The 18,618-nt window shown below is 56.8% G+C and carries 18 protein-coding genes and 1 pseudogene; 8 read left to right on the top strand and 11 right to left on the bottom strand.

Annotated elements, in window-relative coordinates; genetic code table 11:
• Window positions 1–16: 16 nt before the first annotated feature.
• The 3 genes and pseudogenes from tssC to AC6I79_RS06005 form a co-directional block, all read right to left on the bottom strand.
• Window positions 17–1,564, bottom strand: a pseudogene (gene tssC, locus AC6I79_RS06015) (type VI secretion system contractile sheath large subunit).
• Between the two features lie 33 nt (window positions 1,565–1,597).
• The gene (gene tssB, locus AC6I79_RS06010) at window positions 1,598–2,095 is read right to left on the bottom strand and encodes a type VI secretion system contractile sheath small subunit (protein ID WP_215480564.1); all 498 of its coding nucleotides are present in this window, start codon (window positions 2,093–2,095) and stop codon (window positions 1,598–1,600) included.
• A gap of 614 nt (window positions 2,096–2,709) precedes the next feature.
• Entirely contained in the window at window positions 2,710–3,573 is an 864-nt protein-coding gene (locus AC6I79_RS06005) for a helix-turn-helix domain-containing protein (RefSeq protein WP_127834390.1), read from the bottom strand.
• A 181-nt stretch (window positions 3,574–3,754) separates the two neighbouring features.
• Between AC6I79_RS06005 and AC6I79_RS06000 the strand changes: the two genes are divergently transcribed.
• Complete coding sequence (locus AC6I79_RS06000) at window positions 3,755–4,654, top strand: DMT family transporter (RefSeq protein ID WP_215480565.1); 900 nt, start codon at window positions 3,755–3,757, stop codon at window positions 4,652–4,654.
• A 36-nt stretch (window positions 4,655–4,690) separates the two neighbouring features.
• Here AC6I79_RS06000 and AC6I79_RS05995 read toward each other — a convergent pair whose 3' ends face one another.
• Entirely contained in the window at window positions 4,691–4,930 is a 240-nt protein-coding gene (locus AC6I79_RS05995; RefSeq protein WP_021313687.1) for a hypothetical protein, read from the bottom strand.
• A gap of 280 nt (window positions 4,931–5,210) precedes the next feature.
• Between AC6I79_RS05995 and AC6I79_RS05990 the strand changes: the two genes are divergently transcribed.
• A complete protein-coding gene (locus tag AC6I79_RS05990; protein ID WP_215480566.1) occupies window positions 5,211–6,428 on the top strand; it encodes an L-lactate MFS transporter in 1,218 nt (405 codons plus the stop codon).
• 281 nt (window positions 6,429–6,709) lie between these two features.
• Window positions 6,710–6,862, top strand: coding sequence for a hypothetical protein (locus AC6I79_RS05985; protein ID WP_166711810.1), 153 nt, complete (start codon window positions 6,710–6,712; stop codon window positions 6,860–6,862).
• A 73-nt stretch (window positions 6,863–6,935) separates the two neighbouring features.
• Here AC6I79_RS05985 and AC6I79_RS05980 read toward each other — a convergent pair whose 3' ends face one another.
• The 4 genes from AC6I79_RS05980 to AC6I79_RS05965 form a co-directional block, all read right to left on the bottom strand.
• The gene (locus AC6I79_RS05980; protein WP_021509105.1) at window positions 6,936–7,217 is read right to left on the bottom strand and encodes a membrane lipoprotein lipid attachment site-containing protein; all 282 of its coding nucleotides are present in this window, start codon (window positions 7,215–7,217) and stop codon (window positions 6,936–6,938) included.
• 254 nt (window positions 7,218–7,471) lie between these two features.
• Entirely contained in the window at window positions 7,472–8,275 is an 804-nt protein-coding gene (locus tag AC6I79_RS05975; RefSeq protein WP_125311820.1) for a hypothetical protein, read from the bottom strand.
• Between the two features lie 9 nt (window positions 8,276–8,284).
• Window positions 8,285–8,737 (bottom strand): universal stress protein, encoded by a 453-nt coding sequence (locus AC6I79_RS05970; protein ID WP_058758371.1) that lies wholly within the window; start codon window positions 8,735–8,737, stop codon window positions 8,285–8,287.
• Window positions 8,738–8,744: 7 nt separating this feature from the next.
• On the bottom strand, window positions 8,745–9,530 hold the full coding sequence (locus AC6I79_RS05965) for an IclR family transcriptional regulator (protein WP_021509102.1): 786 nt from the start codon (window positions 9,528–9,530) through the stop codon (window positions 8,745–8,747).
• A 149-nt stretch (window positions 9,531–9,679) separates the two neighbouring features.
• On the opposite strand from AC6I79_RS05965, the gene AC6I79_RS05960 reads away from it, so the two are divergent.
• The 3 genes from AC6I79_RS05960 (at window position 9,680) to ypdK (ending at window position 12,589) form a co-directional block, all read left to right on the top strand.
• Window positions 9,680–11,281 carry an MFS transporter gene (locus AC6I79_RS05960; RefSeq protein ID WP_498027622.1) on the top strand — a complete coding sequence of 534 codons (1,602 nt, stop codon included), beginning with the start codon at window positions 9,680–9,682 and terminating at the stop codon, window positions 11,279–11,281.
• A 5-nt stretch (window positions 11,282–11,286) separates the two neighbouring features.
• Window positions 11,287–12,315: an HlyD family secretion protein gene (locus tag AC6I79_RS05955; RefSeq protein ID WP_125311816.1), complete on the top strand. Its 1,029-nt coding sequence runs from the start codon at window positions 11,287–11,289 to the stop codon at window positions 12,313–12,315.
• A 202-nt stretch (window positions 12,316–12,517) separates the two neighbouring features.
• On the top strand, window positions 12,518–12,589 hold the full coding sequence (gene ypdK / locus AC6I79_RS05950; protein ID WP_006120362.1) for a membrane protein YpdK: 72 nt from the start codon (window positions 12,518–12,520) through the stop codon (window positions 12,587–12,589).
• A gap of 42 nt (window positions 12,590–12,631) precedes the next feature.
• On the opposite strand, the gene alaC is transcribed toward ypdK, so the two are convergent.
• Window positions 12,632–13,867, bottom strand: coding sequence for an alanine transaminase (gene alaC / locus AC6I79_RS05945; RefSeq protein ID WP_059012156.1), 1,236 nt, complete (start codon window positions 13,865–13,867; stop codon window positions 12,632–12,634).
• Window positions 13,868–13,986: 119 nt separating this feature from the next.
• A complete protein-coding gene (locus AC6I79_RS05940) occupies window positions 13,987–14,511 on the bottom strand; it encodes a GNAT family N-acetyltransferase (RefSeq protein WP_031280018.1) in 525 nt (174 codons plus the stop codon).
• Between the two features lie 540 nt (window positions 14,512–15,051).
• On the opposite strand from AC6I79_RS05940, the gene AC6I79_RS05935 reads away from it, so the two are divergent.
• Together AC6I79_RS05935 and AC6I79_RS05930 are read left to right on the top strand one after the other, a co-directional pair.
• Window positions 15,052–16,743: a sensor histidine kinase gene (locus AC6I79_RS05935; RefSeq protein ID WP_305798613.1), complete on the top strand. Its 1,692-nt coding sequence runs from the start codon at window positions 15,052–15,054 to the stop codon at window positions 16,741–16,743.
• The gene (locus tag AC6I79_RS05930) at window positions 16,740–17,468 is read left to right on the top strand and encodes a LytR/AlgR family response regulator transcription factor (protein ID WP_058781786.1); all 729 of its coding nucleotides are present in this window, start codon (window positions 16,740–16,742) and stop codon (window positions 17,466–17,468) included. Before AC6I79_RS05935 ends, AC6I79_RS05930 begins: the two co-directional genes overlap by 4 nt.
• 35 nt (window positions 17,469–17,503) lie before the next feature.
• On the opposite strand, the gene glk is transcribed toward AC6I79_RS05930, so the two are convergent.
• Window positions 17,504–18,469 carry a glucokinase gene (gene glk / locus AC6I79_RS05925; protein WP_058781785.1) on the bottom strand — a complete coding sequence of 322 codons (966 nt, stop codon included), beginning with the start codon at window positions 18,467–18,469 and terminating at the stop codon, window positions 17,504–17,506.
• Between the last annotated feature and the right edge of the window lie 149 nt (window positions 18,470–18,618).

The following is an 18,618-nucleotide window of genomic DNA, read 5'->3' as shown; positions in this document are numbered from 1 at the left end:
GGCTTCCTGCCTTCGCTTACGATTTCGCCTTCGGCATCTGGGAAACCAGTGACAGGTTGACGTCCATGCCCTCTACCTGGAAGTGTGGGATGGCGTACAGCCTGACGCGGAAGAAGCCCGGGTTGTCGTCGATATCTTCCACTACCACCTTCGCGTCGCGCAGCGGGTGAGAAGCCTGCAGCTCATCGCCCGGATCGGTCATTTCGGTCACCAGACTGCGCACCCAGGTGTTCAGCTCCAGTTCCAGCAGACGCCGATCCTTGGTGGTGCCGATGTTTTCACGCTGAATCAGCTTCAGATAATGCGCGATACGCGACAGCAGGAAGATATACGGCAGACGGGCGTTAATGCGGCTGTTGGCGGTGGCATCCGCAGTGTCATACAGCGCGGGTTTCTGGGTGGAATTGGCTGAGAAGAAGCAGCTGTAGTCGCGGTTTTTGTAGTAGGACAGCGGAATGAAACCGAGATTGGCGAACTCGAATTCACGGGTTTACGGGATCATTACCTCACTCGGGATCTTCACCTGATTACCGGTGCCCAGATCGTACAGATGAATCGGCAGATCCTGCACCGCACCACCGGCCTGTGGACCACGGATTTGCACGCACCAGCCATTGTTAATGAAGCTGCGCACCATGTTGGATGCGAAGGCAAACGAGGCGTTGGTCCACAGGTATTTGTCGTGATCCGGGCCTTTGACTTCTTCAACGTAGTTGAAGCTGCGCACCGGTACGGTGTCCGGGCCATACGGCAGGCGACCCAGCACACGCGGCATCACCAGACCGATGTAGCGCGAATCGTCCGTCTCGCGGAAGGATTTCCACTTGATGTATTCAGCGCGGTCAAAATAGTTACCGATATCTTTGATGGCCGCTACGTCTTCCATTGAATCTTTGAGGAAGAATTGCGGGCCGGCAGAGCCGATAAACGGCATATGCGCCGCAGCAGACACTTTTGAAATATTGCGCAGCAGGGCAACATCCTGCGCAGACGCATCAAACTCATAAGCGGAAATCAGCGCCGCAATCGGCTCGCCGCCTGGTGTGTCATACTCATCAATGTAGGTGTGTTTATACAGGCCGCTCTGGATAATTTCCGGGCTGTCTTCAAAGTCCTGACGCAGGTCTTCTTTTGACATATCCAGCAGTTCGACTTTCACGTTCTGGCGGAAATCGGTTTTGTCGACAAGGGATTTCACACCGCGCCACAGGCTCTCCACTGCCTGGAACTCTTCGCTGTGCATTACCGCATCCAGCTGACGACTGATCTGGTGATCCAGTGCGGCGATATGATGGTCAATCAGGTTTTTGTCGAGTTTTTCAACTTTTGCGCCTGATTTTTTCAGGCACTCCAGAAATACCTGCATGCCGGCGGTTAAACGCTCATCCGCAGTTGCATCCGACATCGCCTGCGCATCCTGCCAGATATCCAGCGCGCTCAGTTCAGAAACCGGGTTGAGATTGATTTTTTCAAACAGGGTGGCATAAACCCCACCGGCTGCCGGACGCTCCAGCACCACGCTCTCGCCACCCGTCGCATTCTCATTATTTACAGACATCAGCATCTTCCTTATTAATCCGTTAAATCATCGTGATGGTTATGGGTGTTTTGGTGCCAGGGTTGAGAGCTCAGCGCGCAGTTCTGCGCTTAACGCCGGGTCCAGCAGAATTTTTTCCAGCTCTTTTCGGAAGGCCTGGTTATCCAGCAGGTTGGCTTTTAAATCACGCAGTAAATTACGCATGGAAAGCATGGCCTTCAGCTGAGGTATTTGCCGGGAGACCTGTTCCGGAGAGAAATCTTTCATGCTCTGGAAAGTCAGACTGATGCTGTCTTCGCTGCCGTCATCGGCCAGCGTATTTTTAACGGCAACCGTGACTTTGGGCGAATATTCGGAAAGCACTGCGTCAAAGTTATTTTTATTCAGATTAACTTTGGCTCGCTCTGATAATGGTGCGGACGCCTGACCATGACTGAAGTCGCCCGCCACCAGTAATTTCAGCGGAAGCTCGGTTTTCTTGCTTGCGCCCCCGGTATGCAGGTCAAGTTTTAAGTTAATACGTGCCTTTGGCACTTCATTCTGGAAACTATCTGCCATTTCATCATCCCTCTGTTTATCTCAGCGCACATTTTTCGCGCCATACTACTTTAGAGGTAACAACAGAGCAATGATCGACAAAAAAGCAAATGAACAGATCTTTAAGCTACAAAAGTGACAGCCATAAGCCATTAACACTAAAAAATACAGATCATTGTCACCTGAAACCAGCTAAAAAAACTGGCAAAGACATTAAAGGCCGCACATTAATGCCAATAAAAAATAAAGTTGTGGATTAATATTAACAAAGCGTGAATTTGTTGATTCAGGTCAAAATAAAAAATCCGCCAAAAACAATCACACCATCAAGAAAGAAATGACATAAAAAGATAAAAATTGCGGATAGCAGCAGTGCGGAATTTCATACAGGAGGGTAATGAGATGAAGTAAAGATTTCAGGTAAAACAGAGCGCACTTAAGCCCCGTGCTACATCCGTTCAACGTAATCGTATAAATCATCACCCATGCGGGAAATTTCGTATAAATAACGTTCGGGAGCGACCAGAGGGAATCAATCAGGATAGCGTGGTTCACGACATAATGACGTACGCGATAAATCGCGCCGCTGCTAATTCAGTAATCTATTCCTCACAAACTTCATTCCAACTGCCCCGTCAGCGCTGACGCCATGCCGAGGGTGCCATACCGTGCAGCTGGCGGAAGCGGTTGCTGAAATGGCTGGAGGAGTGGAAACCGCAGCGCAGGGCAATCTCGGTGAGCGACAGCGTGCTGAATTGCAGCAGCTGCTGCGCGGCTTCCATACGGCGGCGCATCACATACTGGTGTGGCGCTTCGCCGGTGCTGCTGCGGAACATACGTGCAAAATGGTATTCGCTGAGCGCCGCCTCTGCCGCCAGTTGGGCCAGCGTTAACGGCTGATCCAGCTGCGTATCGATCAGCGCCAGCACGCGGCGCAATACCGCCGGCGCCAGTCCGCCGCGCACCTGCGGCAGCTGCCACTGTACCTGACTGTAGCGCTGCAGCAGATGGGTCATCAGCAGTGTTGAGGCGCTGCTCAGCATCAGCTGGTTGGCCGGCTGCTGCCAGTCGGCGCTCAGCAGAAAATGGCGATACAGCTGGGTGATGCGATCATCGTCGGCAAAAATCTTCTCATGCAGGTTAAGCTGCGCCGGACTGCGATCCCACACCTGCTCACCGAGGTGACGCAAATGCGCATCGGTGCAGTAGAGGTGCACGAAGGATAAATCCGCGCGCAGATCCCAGGTCGACTCGGTGCCAGACGGCATCAGGCAAAAGCGATCCGGCGCGCCGCCGTTGCGCCAGCCGTGCGGCGTTTTGTGCCAGGTATCGTAACCGTCAGCCACATAAAGGCTAAGCGTATGGTGATCGCTGAGGTTAGTCACGCGATCGCCACTGTTGAACCACGCCGCCAGCCGAATGCCGCCGCTCAGCTGCACGCTATCGCGCAGCTGCGCTTTGTGACGCTGAAGCATAGTAAACGTCTGATATTCCGGCATGGTCTGACATCGCTCTCTGGGTTGATGTCTGTAGTTTACGCAACTGACCGGACAGAAAACAGGCCAATGCCGGACCAGGCGGGAAAAAGCGCAAGAATTTGCAAGTGCTGCGCAAAGCCATGCAAGCCGCGCTCCTGTCACTCAGGCACACTGCGAGCCTGATTCCGCCGGAGAGTTTCTGATGAACCTGATGTTATACCTCGCGGTGGTGCTGATTTGGGGCACCACCTGGATTGCGATTTTTCTGCAGCAGCAGGCCGCCGATACGCCGGTACTGGTGGCGGTATTCTGGCGCTTCCTGTTCGCCTCGTTGACCATGCTGGTGCTTCTCCGGCTGCTGAAACGTCTGCGTACGCTGGATGCGCGTGACCACCTGTTTTGTCTGTTACAGGGCGGCTGCGTATTTGGTTTTAATTTTGTCTGCTTTTACCATGCGGCAGCGATGATCAGCACCGGACTGGAGTCGGTGATTTTTTCGATGGCGGTGCTGTATAACGCGCTCAACAGCTGGATCTTTTTCCGCCAGCGTCCGCCTTTCCGCCTGCTGCCCGCCGCCGCGCTGGGCCTAGGCGGGATTGTTGCGTTGTTCTGGCAGGATATTCAGTCAGCCCATTTTGCGCCGCAGCTGCTGTGGGGCGTGGGACTGAGCGCGCTGGGCACGCTCGGTTTCTCCTTTGGCAATATGATTTCTACCCGCCATCAGCGTCGTCAGCGCGACGTGCTGACCACCAACAGCTACGCCATGCTGTACGGTGCGCTGATCATGGCCGTGCTGGCGCTGGTGAATGGCGACGCGCTGGCACCGGCACTCAATCTGCAGTGGCTGGGGGCAATGAGTTATCTGGCTTTGTTTGGCTCGGTGCTGGGCTTTGGTGCCTACTTCACGCTGGTGGGGCGCATCGGTGCCAGTCAGGCGGCTTACAGCACCCTGCTGTTTCCGCTGGTGGCACTGACGCTTTCGACGCTGTATGAAGGCTATCAGTGGCATAGCAATGCTATCGTCGGGCTGGTGATGATTCTGGCAGGGAACATGGTGATGTTCGTGCGCTGGCCGTCTCATCGCCGGTTACGTCTGGCGTGAAGCAAGAGCGGGCATGACGCCCGCTCTGTCACTCCTCTAGCGCCAGCCCCCGACGCCGATGTTGAGCTGGTGAGGTTGGTTAATGGCTTTTCTGGCAATCCAGTAAAGCAGAACGCGTTCATCATCTCTGTCGCGGTCGGCCATCGCCAGTAATTTCAGCGACAGGGTGGACCTGGTCACAGGCTGCTGTTCATCGCTTAACTCGATAACCGCCTGACCGATGATGCAGCAAACCTCATCCCCGCTGGATACGGATTCATATGCCCGGTCTTTCATATTTCCTCCTGTTGAATGAACTTTAAGCCTGGCAAAGTTCCTGCGTTTTGCCGCGCAGATGCTGCGCTTAAAACACCCTGTTACACATGCTCACCTGTCGCAATGCCTGTTCATGTGACGACATCCGCGCTGCGCTTAAGCAAAGGCGCAATGCCATTCATACCGTTTTCACAGCATTTCATTCCGTCTCCCGCTCCGTTCACGCCCGTCCGCACCACCCGCGCCCGCGTGAGGCTTATTATCGCTGCAGATTCCGTATTCCCGGATGGGAGAGAGAAAAATGACAACAGCCGTTACCCCTAATCATCAGCGTGTCCGTATCCTTACCCTCGCAGGCACCATCATTACCCAGTTCGCGCTCGGCTCGGTTTATACCTGGAGCCTGTTTAATGGCCAGCTGGCACAGAAACTGGATGCGCCGGTCAGCCAGGTGGCTTTTTCCTTTGGTCTGCTCAGCCTCGGTCTGGCGATTGCCTCCTCGCTGGCCGGCAAGCTGCAGGAGCGCTTTGGCGTGCGCAACGTCACTATCGGTGCAGGCATTCTGATGGCGATTGGCTTCTGGCTGACCGCCCATGCTGACAACCTGATGATGCTGTACCTGAGCGCCGGCATTCTGGTCGGGCTGGCCGATGGTGCGGGTTATCTGATGACGCTCTCTAACTGCGTGAAGTGGTTTCCGGAGCGCAAAGGGCTGATTTCGGCCTGTTCGATCGGCGCTTACGGCCTCGGCAGTCTCGGCTTTAAATTCATCTGTGGCGCACTGCTTAGCACTCAGGGGCTGGAAAATACCTTTGTGATTTGGGGTGTGCTGGCGATGACGATGATTATTGCCGGGGCCCTGATGATGCGCGATGCGCCGCTACAGCAGGCCGGTTCACGTCAGCAGCAGGCGGCACAGGAGTTCACGCTGGCGCAGTCGGTGCGCCTGCCGCAGTACTGGATGCTGGCACTGATGTTCCTGACGGCCTGCATGAGTGGTTTGTATGTGATTGGCGTCGCGAAAGACATTGGTGAAGGCCTGGTGCACCTGAGTACGCAAACGGCGGCCAATGCGGTGACGATAATTGCCATTGCAAACCTGAGCGGACGACTGATTCTCGGCGTGCTGTCGGACAAAATGGCGCGCATCCGGGTCATTTCGCTGGCACAGCTGGTTTCGCTGAGCGGCATGAGCATCCTGCTGTTCACCCACATGAATGAAACCACCTTCTTCCTGTCGCTGGCCTGCGTGGCGTTCAGCTTTGGCGGCACCATCACCGTCTTTCCGTCACTGGTCAGCGATTTCTTCGGCCTCAACAACCTGACCAAAAACTATGGCCTGATCTATCTCGGCTTCGGCATCGGTAGCGTGCTTGGCTCGCTGGTGGCTTCGGTGTTCGGCGGCTTCACCGTGACCTTCAGTCTGATTATGACACTGCTGGTGATCTCGCTGGTGCTGTCGCTCAGTATCCGTCTGCCAAATCGTCAAAACCTGGCCTCGCCGGTACTGCATAATTAATTCACCACCCTGCCGTGTAATTGCACGGCAGGCTTTTTACTGATGACCACAGAATTGATCACGCGTTGAGAATGACTGTTATTTAACCTTGCATTTCAGAGTAATCGGGTTATTATCAGGCGCTATTCAGCTTATTCCGATTGGTTTATTTCCCGCCCTGTCACTTTTAGCTTTTAATTGACATATCTGGTAATAATTACGGAAATAACTCTACATTCACTGCATCTTCACTCCACTTTTCCCGGTTAATCTGGCCTCATTGGAAAAGAGGAGGACTCTCCATGAAGAAGTTAATAAAAGTCGCTTCGGTGGTGGCGATTATGACCATGCTAAGCGGGTGTATTATCGAGCACGACCATGGACGCGGTCCCGGCTGGGGCCACGGGCACGGCGGCGGCTGGCATCACGGCCATGGCGGCTATCGTCACTGGTAATTGGGCAAAGCACACACAGCACATAATAAAAAATGAATAAAGAAAGGGCGGGAATCAATCCCGCCCTTATTTTTTAGCTTTTCACCGCGTAATTACATTGATACCAGACTTTCTTCAGGCCAGGCAAATTGCTGTCCTGCGCCGGAAGCGATTCGACTTTATCGAAGCCGCGCTGGTTACAGTAATTCGCCAGATCAAGTTCCAGCGCATCTTTATCCAGCTTCTGTGGATCGTAACGATACTGTACGGTATTTGAACGGGCATCTTCATCTACGCGCTCAAAACCCCCGGGTTTGCTGACACTACAGCCGGCCAGCATAAAAAGCGCTAACGCGCTAATAAGCATTTTATTCATTAGGGTGTCCTCATCAGACGTTGCAGTGTAAAAGGCAACGCCACACGCCTCTATAGGAAAAAGACGCGAAATGTCCGATTAATGCAAAGCTTTCGCCAATCAAATCAATAAAACCAAACGGTTTTCCTTATCACATCAGCAGTGAGAAGATGACTTCAGACAAAACGAAGTCTGCACCACACCAGGTGATACCCACAAAAAGACATACTGAAAGTGACCTTTATGCCCGTGCTGAGCGGGCTTTTTTTCGCCCGTTATCCGGTAAGGCTGACCATCTTACGCAAAAGATTGGCCGCTTGTTTGTCCGGCAATGCGAGAATTCCGCTGTAAAGATCAATCGACATCGCGCACATCGTGCCGCGATCCACCGCCGTATCCGCCGGCATATTCAGCTGCTGCAGCTTATCGCCCCACTTGCCATACAGTTTTTCCACCACGCGCTGCAGATCGCGCTGCGCCTGAGGCTGATCCACCGCCAGCTCATCGCCGGTACTGTTTTGCAACAGTGCCTCGAGCGCTTCACCATCGCGCTGATTAAGCTCCGGCGACAGCACCTGTTGCAGATTGACGCCACCGCTGACCTGCGGATAGAGGAAACGGAAGCAGCGCTGCGTATCCTGCTGCTGCAGCGCCTGCATCTCCTGCACCGAAACGCGGATGTAGTTGATGATCGCCGCATCGCTGGCGCGCGCCATGCGCTGATTCACCAAATCCATCAGCCAGCCGCGCATATCGCCCAGCGCCTGCTCCGCAGGTACGCCCTCTGCCAGCTTGTGCTGCAACTCGCGATTGAGCAGTTGCCACAGCGCCGGCTCCTGCACTTTCAGCACGCGATAACCCGGCGCGTCGCTCAGTTGGATAGCCACCTGCGCCGCCAGCGCCTCGCGCTCCTGACGCGGATGCAGCCAGCTAAACCACAGCAGATTAGCCAGCAGCACAGGCAGCAAAAACAGCAGGACACCCTGCCAGACGCGCAACGCGGTGGTGCGCAGCAGTATCACGATGATGATCGCCAGCAGCACAAAAGCGGCCAGCGTGAGCGGGAAAAGCGAGAACATGGAGCGACATTAATCCTTGCGAACGTCAATTAAAACCGGACAGCTGGCGCGTTCAATCACTGCTGCGCTTACCGAGCCTTTCAGCAGACGGTTGAGCGGCGACAGGTGACGACGGCCCATTATAATCATACTGGCGTGCAACGCCTCAGACTGCGCCACAATGGTTTCTGCCGCTTCACCGGCCAGAATCAGCCCGCGTGCGTCAATGCCAGCGCGCAGCAGCGGTGCCAGCGCATGGCGTACCACCATTTCAGCCGTGTTTTGTTCATCCTGCGCCACGACAAAATCGTCCGGGTCTTCCCCGGCGTCGATCTCAATCGGCTGATTGCACGACGAATAAGCCGGATCGACACAGCACAGCACGGTGACCTGCGCCTGTTGCGCCAGCGCCTGTTCAATGGTCAGGGCGATCACTTTTTCCGCCACCGGTGAGTTATCAATGGCCATCAGCAAGGTTTTCATCAGTCGGTTATCCTTCCGCAGCAGTTATTTTGCCAATTTCGCGAATCAGCGCCTCTTTACACTTTATCAGCGCTGTCCGGTAATGCGCTTCCTGGCGGTGAAAACGTGCGGTCGGCACCAGCAGTGAGATCGAGAAGCGCCCGAACAGCGTATCAATCGCGACCGCCATGGTGGAAATGCCCTCCAGCGTTTCGCCGCGATCGATAGCCAGTCCGCTGGCGCGCACCTCCGCAATCAGCGTCAGCAACTGCGGCAGCGTTTTTACCGTCATTTCCGTCAGTTCCGCATAGGCTTCGCCGACCATTACCCGCACATCTTCGTCGCTCTCCAGCGCCAGCAGCGCCCGGCCACCGGACGTACTGTAGAGTGGCAGATTCAGGCCGATGTGTGGCACCACGCGCAGCTCACGCGTCGCCACCACGTAATGGACAATCGCCAGCTGCGTCCCGCTGGCTCGCGCCAGCGATACCGTTTCATTGATTTCCGCCGAGAGTTGTTCGAGGAACGGCCGGACAATTTCCACCACGTCACTGTGCACGCTGGAGATCAGCTTCAGCAACGCCGGACCGAGGCGCAGTCCGCCTGCCCCGCCGCTGCGCACCAGCTGCGCGCTATCCAGCGCCGCCACGATGCGCTGCACCGTCGAGCGCGGCAGATCGACCACCTGCGCAATTTCACCCAGACTCATGCCGCCCGGATGCTCACCGAGCGCATTTAAAATTTTTGCCGCACGCGCAATGACCTGAATGCCACCCGCTTTTTCATCCTCACGGCTTGAGGGAGGTTCTACCATGATACGTTCCTTTTTGGCCTGCCCTACTTTAGCGCGAACGATCGCACTTTTACACCCTGTATCACATTGCAATACACCATATCGAAATGTAAGATGCGAGCTGTATCACATCGCAATACACCGCATCAACCAATAACGAGACACCTGCTATGAATGCCCAGCCCGTCGCGGCACCGGCACCGCATCCTTTTACCCTGCGCCTCGCGCTGGGGCTGGTGGGGGTGCTGATCGCCGCACTGACCTCCGGATTAAACGATCGCGTTACCGACATCGCGCTGGCCGATATCCGTGCCGCAGTCGGCATTAGCTACGATGACGGCAGCTGGATTATTTCGGCTTATCAGGCAGCGGAAGTCGCCGCGATGATGATTGCACCGTGGTTCGCCGTCACCTTTTCGCTGCGCCGCTTCGCGCTGGCGGTGTCGGCCGGTTTCATGATGTGCGGTGTCCTGCTGCCCTTTATGCCCACGGCCCCGCTATTTATTGCGCTGCGCGTGGTGCAGGGACTGTTTGGCGGCGCCCTGCCGCCGCTGCTGATGACGGTGGCGCTGCGCTTTCTGCCACCGCCGATCAAACTTTATGGGCTGAGTGCTTACGCCCTCACCGCCACGTTTGGCCCGAATCTGGCGGCGTCGCTGGCGGCGTTCTGGACCGATGACGTCAGCTGGATGTTTGTGTTCTGGCAGGTGGTGCCGGCCATGCTGATCGCCATGCTGCTGATCGGCTGGGGTCTGCCGCAGGATCCGCTGCGCACTGAGCGATTTAAACAGATTGACCTGTTCGGCATGCTGAGCGGCTGCTCGGGCATGGCGCTGCTGATTCTGGCGCTGACGCAGGGTGAGCGTCTCGACTGGCTCAGCTCGCCGCTGTTTGTCGCCCTATTATTCAGCGCGCTGGCGTTGCTGATTGTGTTCTTTATTAATGAATGGTTTCACCCGCTGCCGCTGTTTAAGTTGCAGATGCTGCGCCGGCGTAATTTGTCGCACGGTTTGCTGGCGCTGGCGGGTGTACTGATTCTGGCGCTGTCCGGTTCGGCGCTGCCGTCGGCCTATTTTGGTCAGGTGGAGGGGTTTCGCACGCTGCAGTTCGCGCCGCTGGCGTTGACCATCGGCCTGCCGCAGTTGCTGATTGCACCGCTGGTCGCCAGCCTGCTGAATATCCGCTGGATTGACTGCCGCTGGGTGCTGAGCGCCGGTGTGCTGCTGCTGGCGACCGCCTGCCTGCTCGGCATGCAGATCACCACCGACTGGGCGCGGCAAAACTTCTGGCTGATGCAGATCTTGCAGGCGTTTGGTCAGCCGATGGTGATTCTGCCGGTGCTGATGAGCGCCACCAGCGTGGTCGCGCCGCCGGAAGGGCCGTTCGCCTCCGCCATTTTCAATACCGTACGCGGCTTTGCCAGCATTGCCGCCAGCACGCTGGTGGAGTGGTTTATCAGCCATCGTGAGCAGTTTCACTCCAGCGTGCTGGTCGATCAGGCTGCCAGTCGCAGCTGGCTGATGACCGCAGCGGATAGCCAGCAGGCCAGCAGCAGCCTGCCGCTGTTGGCCGACGGCAGCGCCAGCAGCGCGGCCAATCTCAGCGGCTTCGCCACCCTGCTGAAGCATCAGGCCATGGTGCTGAGCCTGAGCGATGCGTATCTGATGCTGATCGCCTTCGCTGCCGGGCTGTTAGTGCTGACGCTGTGCCTGGCGAAACGCGTCTGGCCACCGCAAACCCTGATTCAACCTGTTACCAAAACTCCGGAATAACTGTTATGCACGCTTTTGCTATGAAACGAACAATCCTGCTGAGCGCCCTGCTGCTGGTTTTGCTGGCGATGGCGTTCTGGCTGTGGTCAGCCATGACCGGCAACGACCATCGCACTGATGATGCCTGGGTGAATGCCGATTACACGCTGGTGGCCCCGAAGGTGTCCGGCTATATCGCCCACGTCAACGTGCAGGATAACCAGCGCGTGCGGGCTGGTGACGTGCTGGCGACGCTCGACGACCGCGACTATCGCGTGGCGCTGGAGACCGCGCGGGCGAATTTGCAGGTCAGCGACGCCAAACGGCTGAGCGCGCAGGCGCAGCTCGACCAGCAGCAGTCCACCATTGCCGAGGCCCGCGCCACGCTGGCCGCCAGTCAGGCATCGGCGCAGTATGCCGGGCAGAGCGCGGCGCGCTACAACCAGCTGTACAAGAGCGGCACCATAGCCGCTGACGATCAGCAGAAAGCCAGCTCAACCCAGCGTTCCGCCGCCGCCACGGTGCGCCAGAGCGCAGCAGCGCTGGCGGCGGCCCAACAGCAGGTGAAGGTGCTTGAGGCCGCGCTGCGTCAGGCGGAGGCTGATGTCGCGGCGGCGCAGGCCAGCGTCGACCAGGCCGGGTTGAATCTCTCTTATACGCGTATTATTGCGCCGGTGGATGGCATGGTGGGTCAGCGTTCGGTGCGCGTGGGAGCCTGGGTCAGCGCGGGTACGCGTCTGCTGGCCGTGGTGCCGCTACAGCAGACTTACATCACCGCCAATTATCTGGAGACGCAGCTGGCGGATGTGCGCCCGGGCCAGAGAGTGGTGGTGAAGATTGATGCATTGCCCGGCAAGACCTTCACCGGTCACGTTGACAGTATTGCGCCCGCTACCGGCGCCACGTTTTCCGCGATTGCCCCCGATAACGCCACCGGCAACTACACTAAAGTGGTTCAACGTTTGCCGGTGAAAATTGTGCTGGATCCGCATCAGAGCGATCTGGCGCAATTACGTGTCGGCATGTCGGCGATTCCGCAGATTGAGACCCGATGAAAATGTGAGCAACTTCTCAGAAGTGACCTATTTATTTTCGGATCGATTCCGCGTAAATTAGCGCTCGATCCTGTTTCGGGGCAGCCCGGAGCGACCTGAGTAGAAAGCGTGTAGCGATGATGAACTCCACCTTTCTCTTATTCTGTTCGGGTTACGCTGGTTTGGGATCGCCATCATTGTAACCGCTCAGAGGAGTTGTTTTGTGAAATACGCCTTGATGGGAATCTCTTTCTTCGTCTTACTTTGGGTCGGCACCTTCGTGCTGATGCTGTAAAGACGCGAGCCGGGGCGACCGCTCAGTCGCCCCGATTTGTAGTTACTCTGCTTCTTCCACCGCTTTTACCGTTCCCGGCAAAATACCGTCGGCGCGGAACATCGCTTTAATGCCACGCACCGCCTGACGAATACGATCGCTGTTTTCAATCAGGGCAAAACGCACGTGGGTATCGCCGTAGTCACCAAAGCCAATGCCCGGCGAGACGCACACTTTCGCCTCCTGCAGCAGCCGTTTGGCGAATTCGAGCGAGCCCAGATGCGCGTAATGGTCGGGGATTTTCGCCCAGACGTACATGGACGCTTTCGGCAGATCGACCATCCAGCCCGCCTCATGCAGCCCTTTCACCAGTACATCGCGCCGGCGTTTATACTGCTCGGCGATATCACGCACGCACTGCTGATCGCCCTCCAGTGCCGCAATCGCCGCCACCTGCAGCGGTGTGAAGGTGCCGTAGTCGTGATAGCTTTTGATGCGTGCCAGTGCCGCCACCAGCTCTTTGTTGCCGACCATAAAGCCGATGCGCCAGCCTGCCATGTTGTAGCTTTTTGACAGGGTAAAGAATTCCACCGCCACATCGCGCGCGCCCGGCACCTGCATAATCGAGGGCGCTTTCCAGCCATCATAGGTGATGTCAGCGTAGGCCAGATCGTGGATGACCAGCACGTTGTACTGTTTCGCCAGCGCGATGACGCGCTCGAAGAAGTCCAGCTCCACGCACTGCGATGTCGGGTTGGACGGAAAGCCGAGGATCATCATCTTCGGTTTCGGGTAGCTTTCGCGGATGGCGCGTTCCAGCTCATTGAAGAAATCGACGCCCGCAACCAGCGGCACCGAGCGCACCTGCGCGCCGGCGATCACCGCACCGTAGATGTGAATCGGGTAGCTGGGATTAGGCACCAGCACGGTGTCACCGTGATCAAGCGTCGCCAGCATCAGGTGCGCCAGGCCCTCTTTCGAGCCGATGGTAACGATGGCTTCGGACTCCGGATCGATATCCACCTGGTAACGCTCGGCGTACCAGCGCGAAATGGCGCGGCGCAGGCGCGGAATCCCTTTGGAGGTAGAGTAGCCGTGCGTGTCTTCACGCTGTGCCACCTGACAGAGCTTTTCCACGATGTGCGGCGGTGTCGCGCCATCGGGGTTGCCCATGGAGAAATCGATGATGTCTTCGCCGCGCCGGCGCGCAGCCATCTTCAATTCAGCCGTGATGTTAAATACATAGGGGGGCAGACGTTCAATACGCGAGAAACGACGGGGTGTGCTGTTATCAGCCATGATGTCCTCTGGATTACGTTAGCGCCCGGACCATCCGAGCGACGCTGGTCACTGCGGTGACCGAAACAAGAACATAACGCGCTGATAACAATATTGTCGAGGGGGAACGGCAAATTTTCTTAGCCTGCTTCGTTTAAGCGCCCAAACACCCAATCGTTTACCCACTGACCGTTGAGGCGGTAGTTATCGCGCAGCGTGCCTTCCAGCGCGAAACCGTTCTTTTCCAGAATGCGCCGCGACGGCCAGTTGCCCTCAATCACCAGCGCTTTGAGTTTGTGGAAGTCGGCCTGCAGCAGGAACGTGCACAATGCCTGCAACGCTTCGCTGCCGTAGCCCTGACCGGTACAGGCGTGGCGCAGCATGTAACCCACTTCGGCCTGACGATACGGATGCCACTCGGCGCTGCAGCCAAACAGACCAATCGCTTCACCGCTGTCGCGCAGGCGCGCCACCAGGCACAGCATGTGAAAACTGCTGGGTTGCCACGGTGCCAGCCGCTCGTTAAAGCGCTGGCGGATGTCGTTTTCATCGGGGATCTCGCTCACCCAGGTCATGGTCGCGGCATCTTCATGAACCGCTTTGAAAATCTGCCAGTCTTCCGGCTGTAACCGGCTGAGGGACAAACGAGGGGTGAGTAATTGCATGGCCACGCTCCGCTGTTGTGCTTACGGCAACATAGCAAACCGCATCCGTGACAACCAGTGAACGCTGCACGCTTTCAGCAATCCTCTTTTTGGCACTCAGGATTTCCTCTTTTCAGGTTTCATAGCGGATAATTTGCCTTGCCTCCCTTCAGGGGCGGGTGTTACGGGCGGATCTGGTCGCCATAAATGGCGCCCCTACGGTGTGTCAGTGGCCAATTTTACACGGCGCGCATCTTCGCTTCGTATCTGGTCGCCATAAATGGCGCCCCTGCAGTGCATCTGCGGTCCTGTAGGGTGCGCATTGATGCGCACCGGCAGTGCGCACCTTCATATCTGGTCGCCATAAATGGCGCCCCTGCGGTGCATCTACGTGTTTACAGGGTGCGCATTGATGCGCACCGGCAGCGCGCACCTTAAAAATTGATCCAGGCTATGAGAAACGTCTGCAGCTTGCCGGGACGCTGGCGGATCGCGATCACATTTTTTATCATGTCCGCAACCTTGCCTGCTCCGGAGAACACCGTGCCTTCCCATTTCGACATGCTGCTGGCGGTGTTTGACCGCGCCGCGCTGATGCTGATCTGCCTGTTCTTCCTGACCCGCACCCGCGTATTTCGTCAGCTACTGCAAAAAGATGAACACTCAATCGGCGAAAAAGCCGTGGTGACCGCCATCTTCTCGCTGTTTGCGCTGTTCAGCACCTGGTCCGGCATCAACGTTGACGGCTCACTGCTCAACGTCCGGGTGATTGCGGTCATGGCAGGCGGCATTCTGTTCGGGCCGTGGGTCGGCATTGCAACCGGTGTGATTGCCGGCGTGCACCGCTTCCTGATTGATATCGACGGCATCACCTCGGTGCCCTGTCTGATTACCAGCATCATCGCCGGTATCGCCGCCGGTGCCATCAACCGCTTCGTCAGCAAAGAGCAGCGCTGGCGCGCCGGCATCCTTGGCGGCATGCTGTGTGAAAGCCTGACCATGCTGCTGATCGTGCTGTGGGCGAAACCGATGTCACTCGGTTTAACCATCGTGTCGGAAATTGCGCTGCCGATGATTCTCGGCGCGTCGAGCATTGGTTTGATTGTGCTGCTGGTGCAGAGCGTCGAAGGGGAAAAGGAGGCGATTGCCGCGCGTCAGGCCAAACTGGCGCTGGAGATTGCCAACAAAACCCTGCCGCTGTTTCGTCAGGTTAATAGCGACTCGCTGCGCAAAGTTTGCGCCATCATTCGCAGCGACATCCATGCCGATGCGGTGGCGATCACTAACACCAAACAGATTCTGGCTTACGTCGGCTACGGCGAGCAGAACTACCACAACGGCGACGACGGCATCAGTCCGACCACCGCGCAGGCGATCGCCAGCGGAAAAATTATCATTAAGAATAATGATGAGGCACACCGCACCAAAGACATTCACTCGATGCTGGTGATTCCCCTTTGGGAAAAAGGGGAAGTGACCGGCACGCTGAAAATCTACTATCGCCGCGCCCATCGTATTACCGGCTCACTGAAAGAGATGGCGGTCGGTCTGTCGCAAATCATCTCGACGCAGCTGGAAGTCTCGCGTGCCGAGCAGTTACGCGAGATGGCCAATAAAGCGGAACTGCGCGCGCTGCAAAGCAAAATCAACCCGCACTTCCTGTTTAACGCGCTGAATGCCATCTCCTCATCGATTCGCCTGAATCCGGACACGGCGCGCCAGCTGGTGATTAACCTGTCGCGCTACCTGCGTTACAACCTGGAACTCAACGATGACGAACTCATCGACATCAAAAAAGAGTTGTGGCAGGTGAAGGATTACATCGCCATTGAGCAGGCGCGGTTTGGCGACAAGCTGTCGATGATTTACGACATCGACGAAGATCTGCACTTTTCGCTGCCCAGCCTGCTGATTCAGCCGCTGGTGGAGAACGCCATCGTGCACGGTATTCAGCCCTGTCGCGGCAAAGGCGTGGTCACGCTAAGCGTGAAAGATCTGGGCGATCGCGTCCGCGTGGCGGTGCGCGATACCGGTGCCGGCATCAGCGAAGAGGTGGTCAGCCGGGTGGCGCGCAACGAAATGCCGGGCAACAAAATTGGCCTGCTGAATGTGCATCACCGGGTGAAACTGCTGTCCGGCCACGGCTTAACCATAACCCGTCATCAGCCCGGTACGGAAATCGCCTTTACCCTCAGCAAAAGTGGTCAGCGGCTGTCCGGCCCGCTCACCCCGTTAGCGGAAACCTCAGCGTGAAAGCCATTATTGTCGAAGACGAATTCCTGGCGCAGCAGGAGCTAAGCTGGATGATCCAGCAGCATAGCCAGATCAGCATCGAAGCCTGCTTTGATGATGGGCTGGAAGTGCTGAAGTATCTGCAGACTCATCGGGTGGACGTGATTTTTCTCGATATCAACATCCCGTCGCTGGACGGCATGTTGCTGGCGCAGAACATCAACCAGTTTATCCATAAGCCGCTGATTGTGTTTATCACCGCGTGGAAAGAGCACGCGGTCGAGGCCTTCGAACTGCAGGCGTTTGACTACATCCTCAAGCCGTATCACGAGTCGCGCATCATCACCATGCTGAACAAGCTGGAGGCCAGCGCGCAACAGCAGCAGGCGCAGCAGCACAATCCGGCAGCCAGCACGCCGCAAACGGTGAATTTAGTTAAAGATGAGCGCATTATCGTGACCGATATCAACGATATCTATTACGTTGAAGCGCATGAGAAGCTGACGTTTGTCTACACGCGGCGCGAAGCCTATGTGATGTCGATGGCGATCAGCGAGTTTTGCAGCCGTTTGCCTGAGTCGATGTTCTTTCGCTGCCACCGTTCCTACTGCGTGAATCTGAGCAAGATTGGCGAGATCGAACCGTGGTTTAACAACACCTATCTGGTGAAGCTGCGCGATATGGATGCGCAGGTGCCGGTGAGCCGCAGCAAGGTGAAGGCGTTTCGCCAGCTGATGCATCTTTGAAGGCGAACGGCACGGGAAGCCGTTCGCCCGTCAGATTACAGCACGCGCCCCAGCGCCTGGCGCAGATGGGCACCGGCGCCAAGCAGGCCCGGCTGGTCGTGAGTAATCATGTAGACCGGGATATCAACGAGGTAATCGCGGAAGCGGCCTTTGTCTTCGAACGCCGCGCGGAAGCCGGACGCTTTAAAGAACTCGAGGAAGCGTGGCACGATACCACCGGCAATGTAGACGCCGCCAAAGGTGCCGAGGTTCAGCGCCAGGTTGCCGCCAAACCGTCCCATGATGACGCAGAACAGTGTCAGCGCGCGGCGGCAGTCAATGCAGCTATCCTGCAGTGCCCGCTCGGTGACATCTTTTGGCTTGAGGTTTTCCGGCTCGCGCTGATCGGATTTCACAATCGCGCGATACAGGTTAACCAGTCCGGAACCCGACAGCACGCGCTCGGCAGAAACGTGACCCAGTTCGGCGCGCAGCACTTCGAGAATCGCGTCCTCTTCTTCGCTGTTTGGCGCGAAGTCAACGTGACCGCCCTCACCCGGCAGGCTGACCCAGCGCTTATCAACGTGCACCAGATGGCTGACGCCGAGCCCGGTGCCAGCACCGTAGATGGCAATCGGTTTATCCTGCACCGGCGATTTGCCGCCGAACTGCAGGACGTCCTGCGCCGTCAGCATCGGAATCGCCATGGAAACCGCGGTGAAATCGTTAATGATTTCAAGCGTAGTAAAGCCCAGACTTTCCTTCATCTGACGCGTTGAGAAGGCCCAGTCATGGTTGGTCATCTCCACCCAGTCGCCGGTGATCGGACAGGCGATGGCGATGCAGCCGTCGGTAATGTCCTGTTTTTGCTCATCCAGATAGTGACGGATAACTGCTTCAAGGTTGTCGTAGTCTGATGTTGAGAATGTTTTGGCCTGGGAGATGGCGCCGGTCTCCACCTCACACAAGGCGAGACGAGCGTTAGTGCCGCCCACATCGCCGACCAGGGCGTATTTTGTCATTCTTCTGCTGCTCCGCTTGGGTCATAAACAAGTGCAGGACACTATAAAAGCCTGCCAATAAAACAACAACGCTCACCTTGCACGATGAGCGTTGGTCATTCAGTGCGACGCACAGCCTGAATGTCGCCAGCCCAACTGTACAGAGGCAA

The organism is gamma proteobacterium symbiont of Scutellera amethystina (assembly GCF_059730845.1).
This window is presented reverse-complemented; position numbering and strand designations above follow the sequence as displayed.

Bases quoted from the DNA above. Each gene is read 5' to 3' on its own strand.
- tssB (WP_215480564.1), bottom strand. From the start codon at position 2,095: ATGGCAGATAGTTTCCAGAATGAAGTGCCAAAGGCACGTATTAACTTA.
- AC6I79_RS06005 (WP_127834390.1), bottom strand. From the start codon at position 3,573: ATGCCGGAATATCAGACGTTTACTATGCTTCAGCGTCACAAAGCGCAG.
- AC6I79_RS06000 (WP_215480565.1), top strand. From the start codon at position 3,755: ATGAACCTGATGTTATACCTCGCGGTGGTGCTGATTTGGGGCACCACC.
- AC6I79_RS05995 (WP_021313687.1), bottom strand. From the start codon at position 4,930: ATGAAAGACCGGGCATATGAATCCGTATCCAGCGGGGATGAGGTTTGC.
- AC6I79_RS05990 (WP_215480566.1), top strand. From the start codon at position 5,211: ATGACAACAGCCGTTACCCCTAATCATCAGCGTGTCCGTATCCTTACC.
- AC6I79_RS05985 (WP_166711810.1), top strand. From the start codon at position 6,710: ATGAAGAAGTTAATAAAAGTCGCTTCGGTGGTGGCGATTATGACCATG.
- AC6I79_RS05980 (WP_021509105.1), bottom strand. From the start codon at position 7,217: ATGAATAAAATGCTTATTAGCGCGTTAGCGCTTTTTATGCTGGCCGGC.
- AC6I79_RS05975 (WP_125311820.1), bottom strand. From the start codon at position 8,275: ATGTTCTCGCTTTTCCCGCTCACGCTGGCCGCTTTTGTGCTGCTGGCG.
- AC6I79_RS05970 (WP_058758371.1), bottom strand. From the start codon at position 8,737: ATGAAAACCTTGCTGATGGCCATTGATAACTCACCGGTGGCGGAAAAA.
- AC6I79_RS05965 (WP_021509102.1), bottom strand. From the start codon at position 9,530: ATGGTAGAACCTCCCTCAAGCCGTGAGGATGAAAAAGCGGGTGGCATT.
- AC6I79_RS05960 (WP_498027622.1), top strand. From the start codon at position 9,680: ATGAATGCCCAGCCCGTCGCGGCACCGGCACCGCATCCTTTTACCCTG.
- AC6I79_RS05955 (WP_125311816.1), top strand. From the start codon at position 11,287: ATGCACGCTTTTGCTATGAAACGAACAATCCTGCTGAGCGCCCTGCTG.
- alaC (WP_059012156.1), bottom strand. From the start codon at position 13,867: ATGGCTGATAACAGCACACCCCGTCGTTTCTCGCGTATTGAACGTCTG.
- AC6I79_RS05940 (WP_031280018.1), bottom strand. From the start codon at position 14,511: ATGCAATTACTCACCCCTCGTTTGTCCCTCAGCCGGTTACAGCCGGAA.
- AC6I79_RS05935 (WP_305798613.1), top strand. From the start codon at position 15,052: ATGCTGCTGGCGGTGTTTGACCGCGCCGCGCTGATGCTGATCTGCCTG.
- glk (WP_058781785.1), bottom strand. From the start codon at position 18,469: ATGACAAAATACGCCCTGGTCGGCGATGTGGGCGGCACTAACGCTCGT.